This is a genomic window from Sphingomonas bacterium, from assembly GCF_903642285.1.
Classification (GTDB): domain Bacteria; phylum Pseudomonadota; class Alphaproteobacteria; order Sphingomonadales; family Sphingomonadaceae; genus Sphingomonas.
Window position 1 is genome coordinate 32,605 of sequence record NZ_CAHJWJ010000008.1, and the last position, 14,679, is coordinate 47,283.

At 63.6% G+C, this 14,679-nt stretch carries 13 protein-coding genes; 12 read left to right on the plus strand and 1 reads right to left on the minus strand.

Annotated features, from left to right (window positions below):
* Nucleotides 1–31: 31 nt before the first annotated feature.
* Nucleotides 32–2,284, minus strand: a complete 2,253-nt coding sequence (locus tag HUU99_RS05845) for a TonB-dependent receptor (protein ID WP_174285644.1) — start codon at nt 2,282–2,284, stop codon at nt 32–34.
* 131 nt (nt 2,285–2,415) lie between these two features.
* Here HUU99_RS05845 and HUU99_RS05850 point away from each other — a divergent pair, with 131 nt between their 5' ends.
* From HUU99_RS05850 to HUU99_RS05905, 12 genes are all read left to right on the plus strand, one after another.
* Nucleotides 2,416–3,660 (plus strand): TetR/AcrR family transcriptional regulator, encoded by a 1,245-nt coding sequence (locus tag HUU99_RS05850; RefSeq protein ID WP_174285645.1) that lies wholly within the window; start codon nt 2,416–2,418, stop codon nt 3,658–3,660.
* A 73-nt stretch (nt 3,661–3,733) separates the two neighbouring features.
* On the plus strand, nt 3,734–4,720 hold the full coding sequence (locus HUU99_RS05855; RefSeq protein WP_174285646.1) for an alpha/beta hydrolase: 987 nt from the start codon (nt 3,734–3,736) through the stop codon (nt 4,718–4,720).
* Between the two features lie 37 nt (nt 4,721–4,757).
* Complete coding sequence (locus HUU99_RS05860; RefSeq protein ID WP_174285647.1) at nt 4,758–6,068, plus strand: NADH:flavin oxidoreductase/NADH oxidase family protein; 1,311 nt, start codon at nt 4,758–4,760, stop codon at nt 6,066–6,068.
* On the plus strand, nt 6,065–7,306 hold the full coding sequence (locus HUU99_RS05865; protein ID WP_174285648.1) for an acyl-CoA dehydrogenase family protein: 1,242 nt from the start codon (nt 6,065–6,067) through the stop codon (nt 7,304–7,306). Before HUU99_RS05860 ends, HUU99_RS05865 begins: the two co-directional genes overlap by 4 nt.
* Nucleotides 7,284–8,333, plus strand: coding sequence for a phosphotransferase family protein (locus HUU99_RS05870; RefSeq protein ID WP_254602952.1), 1,050 nt, complete (start codon nt 7,284–7,286; stop codon nt 8,331–8,333). Before HUU99_RS05865 ends, HUU99_RS05870 begins: the two co-directional genes overlap by 23 nt.
* 10 nt (nt 8,334–8,343) lie before the next feature.
* Nucleotides 8,344–9,120, plus strand: a complete 777-nt coding sequence (locus HUU99_RS05875) for an SDR family NAD(P)-dependent oxidoreductase (protein ID WP_174285649.1) — start codon at nt 8,344–8,346, stop codon at nt 9,118–9,120.
* A gap of 101 nt (nt 9,121–9,221) precedes the next feature.
* On the plus strand, nt 9,222–10,823 hold the full coding sequence (locus HUU99_RS05880; RefSeq protein ID WP_254602953.1) for a class I adenylate-forming enzyme family protein: 1,602 nt from the start codon (nt 9,222–9,224) through the stop codon (nt 10,821–10,823).
* Nucleotides 10,824–10,852: 29 nt separating this feature from the next.
* On the plus strand, nt 10,853–11,626 hold the full coding sequence (locus HUU99_RS05885) for a tyrosine-protein phosphatase (RefSeq protein WP_254602963.1): 774 nt from the start codon (nt 10,853–10,855) through the stop codon (nt 11,624–11,626).
* Nucleotides 11,626–12,453: an enoyl-CoA hydratase-related protein gene (locus tag HUU99_RS05890; RefSeq protein ID WP_174285652.1), complete on the plus strand. Its 828-nt coding sequence runs from the start codon at nt 11,626–11,628 to the stop codon at nt 12,451–12,453. Before HUU99_RS05885 ends, HUU99_RS05890 begins: the two co-directional genes overlap by 1 nt.
* A 48-nt stretch (nt 12,454–12,501) precedes the next feature.
* Nucleotides 12,502–13,380, plus strand: coding sequence for an SDR family NAD(P)-dependent oxidoreductase (locus HUU99_RS05895; RefSeq protein ID WP_174285653.1), 879 nt, complete (start codon nt 12,502–12,504; stop codon nt 13,378–13,380).
* 27 nt (nt 13,381–13,407) lie between these two features.
* On the plus strand, nt 13,408–13,965 hold the full coding sequence (locus HUU99_RS05900; RefSeq protein ID WP_254602964.1) for a hypothetical protein: 558 nt from the start codon (nt 13,408–13,410) through the stop codon (nt 13,963–13,965).
* A gap of 157 nt (nt 13,966–14,122) precedes the next feature.
* Nucleotides 14,123–14,599, plus strand: coding sequence for a MaoC family dehydratase (locus HUU99_RS05905; RefSeq protein ID WP_174285654.1), 477 nt, complete (start codon nt 14,123–14,125; stop codon nt 14,597–14,599).
* Nucleotides 14,600–14,679: the final 80 nt, after the last annotated feature.

A 14,679-nucleotide genomic window follows, 5' to 3' on the forward strand; every position in this document is an offset into this window, starting at 1 on the left:
TTCACGACGAAGAGCAGTGTGTTGTGCGTCACTACTTGAACCGAAACGTCACCTCCCCACCGAAAGTCCTAGGAAGTTGATACTGAGCCTGATGCGTCTGTGTAAGGTCGCTGGTAAACACTCCCGCAAGGATCGTCTTGTCGGCGATGTTCCGAACGAAAGCGCGCAGCTGAACTCCACTCCCCGCCAGTTCGTAGGTCAGGAACGCGTTGCCGGTCATGTATCCATCTTGCCGATCGAGCCCTTCATTGAAGGGACGGAAAAAATAGTCGGAAGTGTAAGTCAGCTCGCCGCGCGCAGTCAGGTGATTTCTACCGATAGCCGTGCCATATTGCAGTCCCAGCGTCCCGCTGAACCGCGGTGCACGGTTGAGCCGCTTTCCACTTAGGTCCTGCTCGCCAGCGGCAAGGTTGATGGGGTCGAAATTGAAATAGCGGCCATAACGAGCATTTAGGTAGGTACCGTGACCATCGATCTGCAGGCCGGATGCGGGGCGGGCGGTCAGCTCGATTTCAGCGCCATCGACCTTAGCGGTTGCGGCGTTCGTGATCGAATAGCTGACGCCGACGATCTGCGCGGTCTGCAGATCATTATAGTCGTAGTGAAACGCCGACAGCGCGGTGTCCATCAGGCCGTCGAACAGTCTCGCTTTGTAGCCGACCTCATACGCGTTGATGTGCTCGGGCCGGAAGGTCGATCCGCACGAGCCCGTATTGAAGCCGCCGGCCTTGAAGCCCTGCTGCCACTGACCATAGAACTGGCTAGTCGTATTCGGGTGAAACTGAATGCCGGCCTTTCCTGAGACGTTGGAATAGCTGACCTGATCTGGTTGCGCCGTGCAGCCGAGCAGGATGGCATCATTGAAGGTTAGGCCAAGGCCGCTGGTAAGGACGATCGTGCGGGAATCGTGCGTGTAGCGGGCGCCGCCGTAAAGGCTAACCCAAGGCGCCAGTTTAAGCTCGCCATCGCCGAACACCGCGACAGAGTCGGTCCGTTGGCGGCTGATCTGCTCGATCTGGGCGCCGTTCGGAACCGGTGAGCCGTCGATAACTACGAAGCCCTGCGTCGGGTTATTAAATGGAAAGGTCTGCCTTCCCGTGAGCCGGTCGTGATCATAGAAGCCGCCGAGAACGCCGCTCAACGGCCCCGCCTTAATGCCGAGATCGAGTTCCTGCTGAAAGGATCGAGAGCGATCAGCGCGGCTAGAGTTGCAGGTCGGTGTTGCGGTGCCGTCACAATCGGCGTGACGACGCTGATAATCCAGATCCGTGTAAGACGTAAGCGAAGTCAGGCTCACCGAACGCGACAAATCCCATTTTGCGGAAAGGCTCCCGCCCTGATCGGTTTGGACGTCCTCTGGCGAGAAATCGAACGTCGGTCGTCGCGGGTCGAGAGACGCCGGGTGATTCGCGAAATCTGGGTTGTTCGCTGTCTGAAACGCAGACACCGACTCGCGGTTCGTCCAGAAATCGGTTGTGTTGCGCCCTGCGAAGTAGAATCCATCCAGTCGCAAATCGACATTGCCGGCAGGAAAAGCCTCAAGCGTCCCGCGCACGCCGTCTTCGTAATTGGTGCCCAGCTTATCGCCAGTCAAGTCATTTACCGCGTAGCCGTCCCGACGCTGGCTGGACAGTCCAGCAACACGGATCAATAACTTGTCAGCAATGATCGGACCGGAGAGCGCCGCCTCCTCGCGGAACGAACCGAGGTTGCCGGCGCTGAGCGTGATGAAGCCGGAGAGTTCCTGTGTTGGGCGAGCGGGCGTGATGTTGATTGCGCCACCGGTTGCGTTGCGGCCATACAGCGTTCCCTGTGGCCCGCGGAGCACTTCCACCCTGCCCACGTCCATCAATAGAAAATCAAGTGGCGTGGCCTGAGACAGATATACACCGTCGCGGTAGAGCGCGATCGAGCTCTCAATGCCGCCGATCAGCGCGTCGAGGCTGATACCGCGGATCGTCACAAGCGACACACCGCCCGCCTCCCCTATTTGCAGACCGGGTACCGTGGTGCTCAAATCCGTAAGCGACGTGACGTGCTGTTCGCGAAGTGCATCACCGCCGATCGACGTGATCGCGGCGGGTGTGTCCCGGAGCGTCGTGTCGCGTCGCAAAGCCGTGACGACGATGTCGCGATTATCGATGGCACGATTGTCAGCAACTGGCGCGGACGTTCCAGAGGTTTGGGTTGGAGCCGCCTGCGCTAGCGCTTCTGCAGGCAAACAGGAGGCAGTGGCCATCGCCACTGACAGCAGTACCGTTTGCGAACGCGGACGAGCCTTCATATCTTGCCTCTCCTGGCGTGGCTTCGTGCGAGCCTTATTAACTTGAAACTACATGGAGGGACTGCGGTGTCAAGGCGAAAAGCGGATTCTATTTGCCGGATGGCGCTCCCAGTGTTCTGGGTTGTGCTCGCATGAGCAACCCAGCCAAGACCCCTAGCCGCCTAACGGAGCTGCTGAACAATGCTGTTGTCGTTCTCAATGAACGCGGGATTTCCCAGACCTCACTTGCAGATATCGCTGACGATCTCGGCATCTCGCGCGCAGCGCTATATTATTATATCGAGGATCTGCCCGACCTTGTTTTCCAGTGTTATCGCCTCTCGTGCGAACGCATGTCGGCCTCGTTGGCGCATGAGGTTCGCAGCGGCGGGACAGAGTTGTCGATCATCGCGCAGTTCATCGCCGTTGTGCTGGCGCCCGATGCCGATAAATTCGCCAGCCTGAGTGAAATCGGATATTTGAGGGAGCCGCAACGCGAAGTTATCCTGGGCCTTTATGATGGCATGCTTGCGCAGCTAGCGGGGCTCATCTCCAAGGGTGTTTCGTCGGGAAGGCTGCGGTCCTGCGATCCCTGGATCGCAGCTAACACGATCGTCAGCCTGCTATTCTGGACCCCCCTGACGTTGCCCTGGTCTGCCGGTAAACGGTTTTCGGACGTAACGCTGCCGACTGCACTGAGCGACTTTGTCCTCCATGGCGTGCTTACCGGGCCACGGATTGCAGACGAACTGGTGCCGGTCCCTTTTGACGAGCTGATGCCGTCATCTAAAGGTCTGTTTGACAAAGAATATCTCACAAACGCACGACGTGAAGCACTGCTAAGGGCCGCCTCCCGACTGTTCAACGGTAAGGGTATCGACGCGACCTCGCTGGATGAAATCGCGGAAAGCGTCGGGGCGACGAAGCGGGCCATTCTGCACTACTTTGGCGACAAGCAGGGTTTGGTCGAGCAGGCGTATAAGCGCTCTTTCGCGATTGCTTCACTCATCCCGGTTAGCCTCGTTAATAAGTCCGTCCCGCCAGCCACACGGTTGGCCAGCGCCTGCGCAGCAGACGCCGAAGCCTATCTGGATGTGCTTGTGTCGCCCCTCACGGCACGTGCTGGTTTCCGTTCGCTGAGACAAGCGGTGCAAAGTGATTTGGAGGCGCTTTCGCTCGACCTGCGTGAACAATATCGAGCGCTGGTCTCGCAAGCCCAGGATGCGGGCGTGCTACGCGCGATTGATGGTGAGGCCTTTTTGCTGCTCCTCCCCGGCGCTTTTGCTTGGCTCAGTCGCGGCACGCTCGACGTGGATCGCTCCGACCGGCACCGCATCGCTCGAGAGATCAGTGACCTTCTGATGCACGGTATAGGCCGATCCGATTTAGGAACGTAAAAAGTAGAATGTTGACACCGGAGTCCTTTGGGGTAATTAGATGTAGGAACAAGCGGTGTAGGAGAAGACGATCGTGCGCGATCAAAATGGCAAAGGGGTGGTCACGATTGCTCCACCCTCGCCGCGCAGAACGGCTTCTGGTGAGGAGCAGTTATCCAGGAAGGGCAAGGTAAAGCAGCATCTCTGGGACCTCGCGTCTAGGAACGGAAATGCTGCCGACCCGATCGGCATGATCCGTGCCTTCATGGCCGACTACAGTGAGACCGGCGTATCTCGGCCGTCTCTAAACTGCCAAGTTCGGCCATGGGCCCTAGGCTCGCTAGGTGGCGAATGGTTCATCCCCGCCGATGCTGATAATTCGAAGCGGATACTCTATGTTCACGGCGGCGCATGGATCGCCGGCTCGATCGACACGCATCGTCATCTCATCGATGCGATTGCACAGGCGGCCGGGCGGCCGACACTTGCAATTGATTACCGCCTTGCACCGGAGGATTCATTCCCGGCTGGGCTCGAGGACTGCGCGGCAGCGTTGGCTTGGGTGATTGCGCACGACCCTTACGGTCGCGCTTCGAATGGTGAGGTCGCGCTCATCGGCGACTCCGCGGGCGGGAACCTCGCCGCGGCGGCCACCCTCGATGCCCTGGAACGGAACGCGCCGGTGCCATCGTCGGTCGTGCTGCTTTCGCCGGTACTTGATGCGCGGCCGTCCAGTAGTCCGGCGCTGGGAATCGACGACCCGGTCGGGCGCGAGGGCGGGAGCAACAGCCTGCTGCCGCTGTACCGTCCTGATGGCGGCGGCGCAGATGATTTCCGAATATCCCCGATCACCGCACCGGACGAACTGCTAGCTCGGTTCCCCCGAACCCTCATCCAGGCAAGCTCCGACGAATACCTTCGCGACGAAGCGGTCGCGTTTGCGCGAGCGCTCTGGGATCAAGGCCGGCCAGTCGGGCTGCATATTATCGCCAACATGCCGCACGTCTTCCAGCTGTTCACCGACGAGCTTCCCGAGGCTCGGATGGCAATCCACGAAATCGCGAGCTTTCTGGCCGACTGAGCGAACTCCACCTTTCTGCTGTCAATCGAAAGACACCATGGTCACCACCGCTCCCGTCCTGTTCGCTCCCCTGACCCTACCGAATGGTCAGGTAATCCCAAACCGCATCGCGAAAGCCGCGATGGAGGAGAGTCTGGCGGACCGCAACCAGTTGCCGGGCGAAGCCCTGCGCCGGCTTTATGCACGGTGGGCCGAGGGCGGTGCGGGGCTGATCATCTCTGGCAACGTCATGGTCGACCCGACCGCCTTGACCGGTCCTGGCGGCGTGGTTCTGGACGAACATCAGCCGCTCGCCCCGTTCGTCGCCTGGGCGCAGGCAGCACATAGCGGGGTCGGCCAGGCTTGGCTTCAGATCAACCATCCGGGCCGCCAAGTGCCGTCTGATTTGGGTCAGCCGACCGTCGCGCCCTCCGCCGTAGCGCTGGAGATGGGGGGCTTTTCGAAGATGTTCGCGACCCCCCGCGCGCTCGGGCCGGAGGAGATCGAGACGATCATTGCACGCTTTACGACCACGGCCGCCCTTGCGGAAAAGGCAGGATTCGATGGAGTCGAGGTGCATGCAGCGCACGGGTACCTGCTTAGCCAATTTCTGTCACCGCTCACCAACTTCCGAACAGATCAGTGGGGCGGTTCGCTCGAGAACCGGGCGCGGCTTTTGCTCGAGGTGGTGCGCGCGATCCGGGCGCGCGTGAAGCCATCCTTCTGCATCGGCGTAAAGCTGAACTCGGCGGATTTCCAGAAGGGTGGGTTCGAGCCTGCCGACGCGGCCGCCGTCGTCTCGTGGCTTGGCGATCTCGGGGTCGATCTCGTGGAGCTCTCCGGCGGCAGCTACGAACGCCCGGCGATGCAAGGATCGGAAAAGCCGGCCAGCACCAAACGGCGGGAGGCTTATTTCATAGACTTCGCGCGCGAGATCGGCGCGGTTGCGCCGATGCCGATCATGGTCACGGGAGGAATTTCCGACCTGGAGACGGCCTGCCGGGCACTGGCGTCGGAGAACGGCCGCGCTGGCGTGGCGATGGTCGGCATCGCGACGGCGATGGCCTATGTCCCGGATCTGCCGTTGCACTGGCGGGAGGGGCGATCGTCTGCGGTCGCGCTGCCTGCGCTCGCATGGAAAAACCGTCTTCTGGCGAGCTTTGCCGGCATGGCGATGACTGGCGGCCAACTCGCGCGATTGGCGAGCGGTCGCAAGCCGCGACGGCGGCCATCCGCCGTGCTCGCCCTGCTGTGCGGCACGATCAAATCCAAACCGCAAACCAGGCGATACCGCGCCTGGATCACCGCTCGCGGCGTGCCAGAGAGCCAATTTACGGACGCACAACAGGATCTTAGGAGTCCTCGATGACGCTCGCCCCCTCTTCGCACGCCGCCGACCTTCACCAGCGCGTGCAGGCGTTTCTAAACGAACGCGTGTTCCCGAGCGATGCTCAACACAACGAACAACTCGCTGCGAATGCCGCAGCCGGGCGTCCTTATGCGACTTTGCCTATCGTCGACGAACTGAAGGCTGAGGCGCGGTCTCAGGGCCTTTGGAACCTATTCCTGCCGGGCGACCATGGCGCGGGGCTCAGCAACTACGACTATGCGCCGATCGCCGAAACGCTTGGTCGGCTATATTGGGCCTCGGAGGTCTTCAACTGCTCGGCACCCGACACCGGCAACATGGAGGTGCTGGCGAACTACAGCTCTCTCGAGCAGCAGGCGGAATGGCTGGAGCCGCTGCTGAACGGTGAAATCCGGTCGGCGTTTGCCATGACCGAGCCCGGCGTGGCCTCATCCGATGCGACCAACATCGAGACCAGCATCCGCTCCGAAGGCGACGACTACGTCATCAACGGTCGTAAATGGTGGATCACGGGCGCGATGGCGGAGCGCTGCCGGGTCTTAATCGTAATGGGCAAGACTGACCCGGACGGAGCCGACCGTCACCGTCGCCAATCGATGGTTCTCGTGCCGATCGATACGCCGGGCGTCTCCCGGGTCCGTGATATGCAGTTCTTCGGGAATCTCGATCCGCCGGCCGGCCATCCCGAGATCCTGTTCGACAACGTGCGCGTGCCCAAGGCCAACATCATCCTTGGCGAGGGCCGCGGGTTCGAGATCGCGCAAGGCCGGCTCGGGCCGGGGCGGATCCACCACTGCATGCGCGCGATCGGCATGGCGGAGGCGGCGCTCGAGCTGATGTGTCGCCGCTTGAACGATCGCGTTGCGTTCCACCGGACCTTGGCCGAGCAGGGCGTCTGGCGCGAGCGCGTCGCGGAAAGCCGCATGCTGATCGACCAGGCCCGGCTGATGGTCCTCCACGCCGCCCACCGCATGGACACTGTCGGCAACAAGGTAGCGGCAAAGGAGATCGCGATGATCAAAGTGATCGCGCCCAACAACTGCCTGCGCGTCATCGACTGGGCGATGCAGGCGTTCGGTGCCGCCGGATTCGGCCAGGATACGCCGTTGCCGGGCTACTTCGCCTACGCGCGCCACCTTCGCGTCGCCGACGGTCCAGACGAGGTGCACCGCAACGCGATCGCCAAGCTGGAACTCGCGCGCTGGGGGAGGACGGATGAAGCTGGCCATGCCGTCTGACCTTGACGAGGACGCCGTGCGCCGCTGGATCGCACGAGCTGTTCCAGACGTTGGTGAGCCGGCCGTGTTCGCCAGGTTTGCAGGGGGTCAGTCCAACCCGACTTATCGTGTCGCCACGCCCGACGGCGACTATGTGCTGCGCCGCAAACCGTTCGGCGCCCTGCTTGCCTCCGCCCACGCGGTAGATCGCGAGTATCGGCTGCTGAGCGCTCTGTATCCCACAGGGTTCGCGGTGCCTCGCCCGGTCGCGCTGTGCACGGACGACGGCGTCATCGGCACCATGTTCTACCTGATGGAGATGGTCGACGGACGCGTGTTCTGGGACGGCGGCCTGCCGGACCTAGCGCCCGCCGAGCGTGGCATCGCCTATCGGTCGATGGTCGACACGCTGGCGGCGCTGCATGCGATCGACCCGGTCGCGGTCGGACTTGCCGATTTCGGCCGATCGGGCAATCCGTTCGCCCGCCAGATCGATCGCTGGACTAGGCAATACCGCGCGTCCCAAACCGAGCATTCGCCCGAGATGGAGGCGCTGATCGCTTGGCTGCCTAGCTCCATTCCTGCTTCGACGCGGACGACCATCGTCCACGGCGATTACCGGCTCGACAATTTGGTGTACGCGAATAGTTCACCGACGGTCGCGGCGGTGCTCGATTGGGAGCTGGCGACGACCGGTGACCCGCTAGCGGATTTTGCTTATCTGGCGCTCAACTGGGTGCTGCCGCATACGCCCGGGCGCTCGGGTCTGGGGGGGCTGGAGCTCGACGCGCTCGCAATTCCGACGCTGGAGCAGGTCACCGCGCAATACTGCGGGGCAGCAGGCCTCGCCTCCATACCGCCGCTGCAGTGGTACTTCGCGTTCAATCTCTTTCGGGGTGCCGGGATTCTACAGGGGATCGCCAAACGCATGGCGGACGGCAACGCTGCGGGGGTGGACGCTGCGGCGGCGGTGGACACGCTGCCCGGACTCATCCGGGCCGCCTGGTCATTTGCGCGTCAGGCGGGCGCCCCAGACCTCCTCCACTAAGGGATTAGCCATGACGCAATTCGACATGTCCGGCAGGGTCGCTCTTATTACCGGCTCCTCGCGCGGCATCGGCAAGGCAATAGCCGAGGAAATGGCGGCCAACGGCGCCAAGGTTGTGATCTCTAGCCGCAAGCTCGACGCGTGTCGATCGGTCGCTGACGCAATCAACGAGCGTCACGGCGAAGGGACCGCCATCGCCGTCGCGGCCTCGCTGTCCGACAAAGCGGCTCTCCAGGCACTGGTCGACGAGACCCGCCGGGCGTTCCGACATATCGACGCCCTGGTCTGCAACGCGGCTACCAATCCCTACTACGGGCCGATGTCCGGCATCTCCGACGAGCAGTTCGCTAAGGTGCTGACCAACAACATCGTGGCGAACAACTGGTTGATCCAGATGGTCGCGCCGGAAATGGCCGAGCGGCGCGACGGTGCGATCATCGTCGTTTCGTCGATCGGCGGCCTTATCGGGTCGAGCGTGATCGGCGCCTATAACATCTCAAAAGCTGCCGACCTCCAGCTGGTCCGCAACCTTGCCGTCGAGTTCGGTCAGTCCGGCGTCCGGGTCAACGCGATCGCGCCCGGCGTAATCCGGACTGACTTTGCCAAGGCGATCTGGAGCGACCCTGCCGCCGAGGACGCTATCAGGCAGGCGACGCCCCTGTGTCGCATCGGCGAGCCGGACGAGATCGCGGGTGCGGCGGTCTTCCTCGCGTCACAGGCCAGCAGGTACATGACCGGCCAAACGTTGGTCGTCGACGGAGGCGTGACGATTGGCGGCCGGGCGTGATGACCGCGCCTGATGCATCTCCCGCCTCGGACAGCAGGCTTGGCCAGGCCTGGGCGGAGCTGACCGCGCCGGGTGCCGCCTTCGAGGTCGGGACCATCTCGGTGCAGGGCCGCCCGACACGCTGTTTTATACATGCGCCTGCGACGCTGGGCGATGTCTGGGCGACGACGCGGGATCTGGGCGAACGCGATTATCTCGTATTCGGCACAGAGCGCGTCACCTATCGCCAGGCACACGCGATCACCAACGCCGTCGGCGCGTGGCTGACGGCGCGGGGCGTGTCGTCTGGCGACCGGGTTGCGATCGCGATGCGCAACTATCCCGAATGGATGCTGATCTATTGGGCCTGCATGTCGATCGGTGCCGTCGTGGTCGGACTGAACGCCTGGTGGGTGTCGGGCGAGCTCGCCGGAGCGCTCGACGACGCCGGCCCTAAGGCGATATTCTGCGATGCCGAGCGCCTTGCCCGCATCGCCGACTGGCGCACCGCGCATCGGGATTGCATCGTCGTCGTGCGCGCCGATGCGCCGCCCGACACGACCCCTTGGAGCCACGTCATCGCGACGAATGACATGCCGGTCCCGGTCGCTATCGATGGTGATGCGGACGCCTGCATTTTCTATACGTCGGGCACGACTGGCCAGTCGAAGGGCGCGCGGCTGTCGCACCGTGGCTGCACCAACAACCTGATGGGAATCGGCTTTGGCGTCGAGGTGCATCGGCTGGCGGCCGGCCGCGGGCTCCAGGCCAGTGCGGAGACGCTGCCGGTTGCACTGGTCACCACGCCGCTGTTTCACGTCACGGCCAACAACTGCCTCGCTCATCCCGTCACCGCGGCTGGCGGTACGCTGGTCCTCATGTACAAGTGGGATGCCGGCGAGGCGCTTCGCCTGATCGAGGCCGAACGGGTGACCACCATGAGCGGGGTGCCGATCATGGTGCGCGAGCTGATCGGGCATCCCGACGCTCGAGCCCGCGACCTGTCGAGCCTGGCGTCGCTGGCCGGTGGCGGCGCGCCGATTCCGCCCGACCTCGTCGCTAAGGTGGATGATTGGGACCGGGCTGTCGGGCTCGGCACCGGCTTTGGGATGACCGAGGCGAGCGGCAGCATCACCTTGATCGCCGGCAATGTGTTCGCGGCGCGGCCCGAGAGCTGCGGGCGGCCGCTGCCGACCTTCGACGTCAAGATCATCAATGACGCAGGTCAGAAACTTGCGTCCGGACGGACCGGCGAACTGTGTGTCAGGGGTGCGGGGGTGATTGCCGGCTACCTCAACAGACCCGTTGAGACTGCTGCGGCAATCGTCGATGGTTGGCTGCGCACCGGCGACATCGCGCGCCTCGACGAGCAGGGCTTCGTGTTCATTGTCGACCGCAAGAAGGACATGATCCTGCGGGGTGGCGAGAACGTCTATTGCGCCGAGGTGGAGGCGGCGCTTTTCCGTCATCCCGATGTTATCGAAGTCTGCGCCTTTTCAGTTCCCGACACACGGCTCGGGGAGGAAGTCGGCGTCGCTGTCGTGCTGCGGCCCGGATCGTTGACAACCGCCGACGCGCTGCGTGCGCATGCAGTCGAGTTCCTCGCTCGCTACAAGACGCCGCGGTATCTCTGGCGTATGGACGGACCGTTGCCGCGAAACGCCGGCGGCAAGCTGTTGCGGCCGGCGTTGCGAGCATCCCTGCGCCTCGCGGACGCATCGTGAGCACAGACACCTTTGTCCTCCTTCGGGGCGTGCCCAACTTCAGGGATGCGGGCGGATGTCCGACATCGGACGGTCGTCGGGTTCGTGCCGGACGGCTGTACCGCGCCAACGCGCTCTCCGGGGCCACACCAGAAGACGCTAGGGTACTGTCCGCACTCGGAATTGCACGGGTTTTCGATCTTCGTTCTTCGTCCGAGCGCGCGGCTGATCCGACCCTTTGGGCGCATTCCACTCTCGTTACGCGAGTTTTTGCACCCCGCAATCGCGAACGGCGGCTAGCCGAACGGGCGCTCGACTATTCGCCGGATGTTGCGGGTGCGCGGGCGCTGATGATCGACGCCTATACCGCTCTGCCGAGAGCGCTCGCGCCGGCGCTGGAGCTTATTTTTCATGAGATCGCCGAGGGCGCACTACCGTGCATCGTTCATTGCGCCATCGGCAAGGACCGTACCGGCGTCGCCATTGCCTTAATCCTGGCTGCACTTGGGGCGAAGCGTGAAGCGATCCGTGCTGACTACGAACTGACCAACCGGTTCTTTATCTCGCCGGTCAACATGGCGCGCGCGATGGCGACGGGGCCCACGATCAGCGTACAGGAGCGGTTTCCGCCGGAGGCAACCTCCCTCATGCTCGCCGCCGACCCGGCGTACCTTGATGCCGCCTTCGCCGCCGTCGCCGAGGAGCACGGCGGCATTCGCGGATACGTGCGCGACATGCTGCGCGTGACCGACGCTACCCTCACGCGGATGAAGGAGCGCCTGCTCGAACCACTTCCTCTTTCCACCGAACCAAAGGAACCATGATGCCCATCGAGCTGATCGAGACCGGAAGCCCTGAACTGCAGGCATCGCGCGAGGACGGCATTCTGACGCTTACGCTGAACCGCCCCGAGGCGCGTAATGCCATGACGGCGGCGATGATCGTGGCGCTAAGCCAGGCCCTGGCGGCCGCCGAAATCGACACTGAGGTCCGGTGCGTCATCCTAACCGGTGCCGGCGCCGGGTTCTGCGCGGGCGGAGACGTCAAAGGCATGGCCGAGCACGGCGACGGGTCCGGCGCGTCAAATACCGTCGACGCGATCATCCATCGTCAGCGTTTGGCGCAGCATGCCACCGCAGGCCGCTTGTTCAAGATGCCCAAGCCGACGATCGCCGCGATAAACGGGGCAGCCGCGGGCGCTGGCTTGGCGCTGGCGATGGCGTGTGACATCCGGCTGATGTCGAGCGCGGCCGTGCTGACCACCGCTTTTGCCAAGATCGGCCTTTCGGGCGATTTCGGCGGTGCCTATTTCCTGACGCGACTGGTTGGCACGGCAAAAGCGCGGGAGTTGCTCTTCCTCTCTGACCGGATCGATGCGGCCGAGGCTGTCGGAATCGGTTTGGTCAACCGGGCCGTTGCACCCGAAGATCTCGCGACGGAAACCGCGCGCTGGGCCGTCCGGCTGGCTGCGGGTCCGAGCGTCGCGTTCCGCTACATGAAGGAAAACCTCAATCGCGCGCTCGGCGGCGAGATCGATGATTGCCTTGATGTCGAAGTCACGCACCACATCCATTGTTTCGCGACCAGCGATCACCGCGAAGCGGCGCGGGCCTTTGTCGAGCGGCGCGACCCGGTGTTCGTCGGCGCCTGAGGCGACGCGCGCAGCTCGCATCAACGAACATAGATGATGGAGAACTAAGTGAAGCTCGAAGGAAAGGTCGCGATCGTCACGGGCGCAGGCACAGGCCTTGGCCGGGCCCACGCCCTGTTGCTCGCGCGGAGCGGGGCGAAGGTAGTCGTCAACGACGTCGGCGAGGGTGCCGCCGCGGTCGCCGCCGAAATCGGCGCCGCAGGCGGGGACGCGATGGCGGTCAGGTGCTCGGTGACCGATGAGGCGGCCGTCGCGGCAATGGTGGAAGAGGCGCGTCGGCGGTTCGGCGCAGTCCACATTCTAGTCAACAACGCCGGCATCCTGCGGGACGTGACGTTCGCGAAAATGAGCCTCGACGACTTTCGCCTAGTGGTCGAGGTGCACCTCATGGGCTCGGTCGTCTGCACCCAGGCGGTCTGGGGCATCATGCGCGAGCAGAACCACGGCCGCATCGTCATGACCACGTCCTCGACCGGCCTCTACGGCAACTTCGGCCAGTCGAACTACGGCGCGGCCAAGATGGCGCTGGTCGGCCTCATGCAAACGCTCGCGCTTGAGGGCGCCAGGAACGGGATCAAGGTCAACTGCCTGGCGCCCACCGCAGCGACCGCGATGACCGAGAACCTCATCCCGCCGACCATGAAGGCGCTGCTTGTGCCCGAGCTCGTCAGCCCCGGCCTGCTAGCGCTCGTCTGCGACGAGGCGCCGACGCGCGCGATCCTCTGCGCGGGAGCCGGTCACTTCGAGCGCGCCTACGTCACGCTGACCGCTGGCGCGTACGCGGGTGACGACCCTGACGCCGGGGAGCGGGTGATCGCGGCCTGGGAAGCCATTGGCGACCCGGCGGGTCAGACTGTCCCCGAGAGCGGCGGCGCGCAGATCCAGCAGGAGTTGGCGAGCGCCGCCCGCGCCAGGAATATCGCTTGAAGGGGGGCCCGGACCATGCGTGAAGCCATGATCGTCTCGTCCGCCCGCACCCCGGATTGGGCGGGCCTACAAGGGCACCTTCAACGTCAACCCCGCTCCGACGCTGGCGGGGCATGCCGTGCGGCACGCAGTGGATCTCGCGCCGCTCTCGAGAGCGGCGAGGTGCTGGACGTGCTGATCGGCGCGTCACTGCAGCAAGGCATGCAGGCGCCCGACATCGGCCGTCTCGGCGCCCTGCGCGCCAGCCTCCTGACCAGCATCGCGGGCATGTCGTTCGACCGCCAGTGCGGCTCGGGCCTGATGACGATCGCCACCGCAGCCAAGCAGATCATAGTGGACGGCACGGCGATCACGGGCGGCGTCGATCCCGACGAGATGGGGATCGGCCCGGTCGCGCTCGTGCTACGGCCGCTCGAATGGACTGGCAAGCGCGTCGAAGATGTCGGCCTGTGGGAGCTGAACAAGGTTTTCGCCCGTCAGGTGATCTACTGCTGCGACAAGCTCGGCGTCCCAGAAAAACAGCTGAACGTGGACGGCGGCGCGATCGCGATCGGCCATTCTGAGGCGCGTCCGGCGCGCGCATGACGGCGCACGCCCTCCGTCGAAGGCAGGCGTCGCGGCGCGAAGCACGTCGTCGTGACGATGTGCATCGGCGGCGGGATGGGCGCGGCCGCCCTGTTCGGGGTCCCCTGAACATTGCCTACTGTCGAGACTGGAACAGCGAATCATGCCGGAGAGTGGAATGATCAAGAAGACGATAGCTGCGGAAAAGTACCGGCAATTGGTCGGTCAGCAAGTCGGCGTGTCCGACTGGTTCCTCATCGACCAGGAACGGATCGACATCTTCGCAAAGGTGACTGAGGACGAACAGTTCATCCATGTGGACCCGGAAGCGGCGGCAAGGACGCCATTCGGCGGCACCATCGCCCACGGCTTCCTCACGCTTTCGCTGCTAAGCGCAATGGCGGAGTCCGCGACCCCGAGGCTCGCCGACGCAGTGATGGGCATGAACTACGGATTCAACAAGGTCCGTTTCCTGGCCCCGGTCAGGTCCGGCAAGCGTGTCCGGGTGGTGGTCAAGCTGGAGAGCATGGAGGAGCGCGCTCCTCAACAGTGGCAGATCATCACCGCTAACACAATCGAGATCGAGGGCGAGGACAAGCCGGCACTGATCGCGGAGTGGCTCACGCTTGCCTTTACGTCGGCGCCATCAAACTAAGGCCTGTGGACATTAGGAGATGCCCTTTTTCGCGCAAATCGGATTCAAGACTGGCGAAGAGGGCGTGATCTTGGATGGAA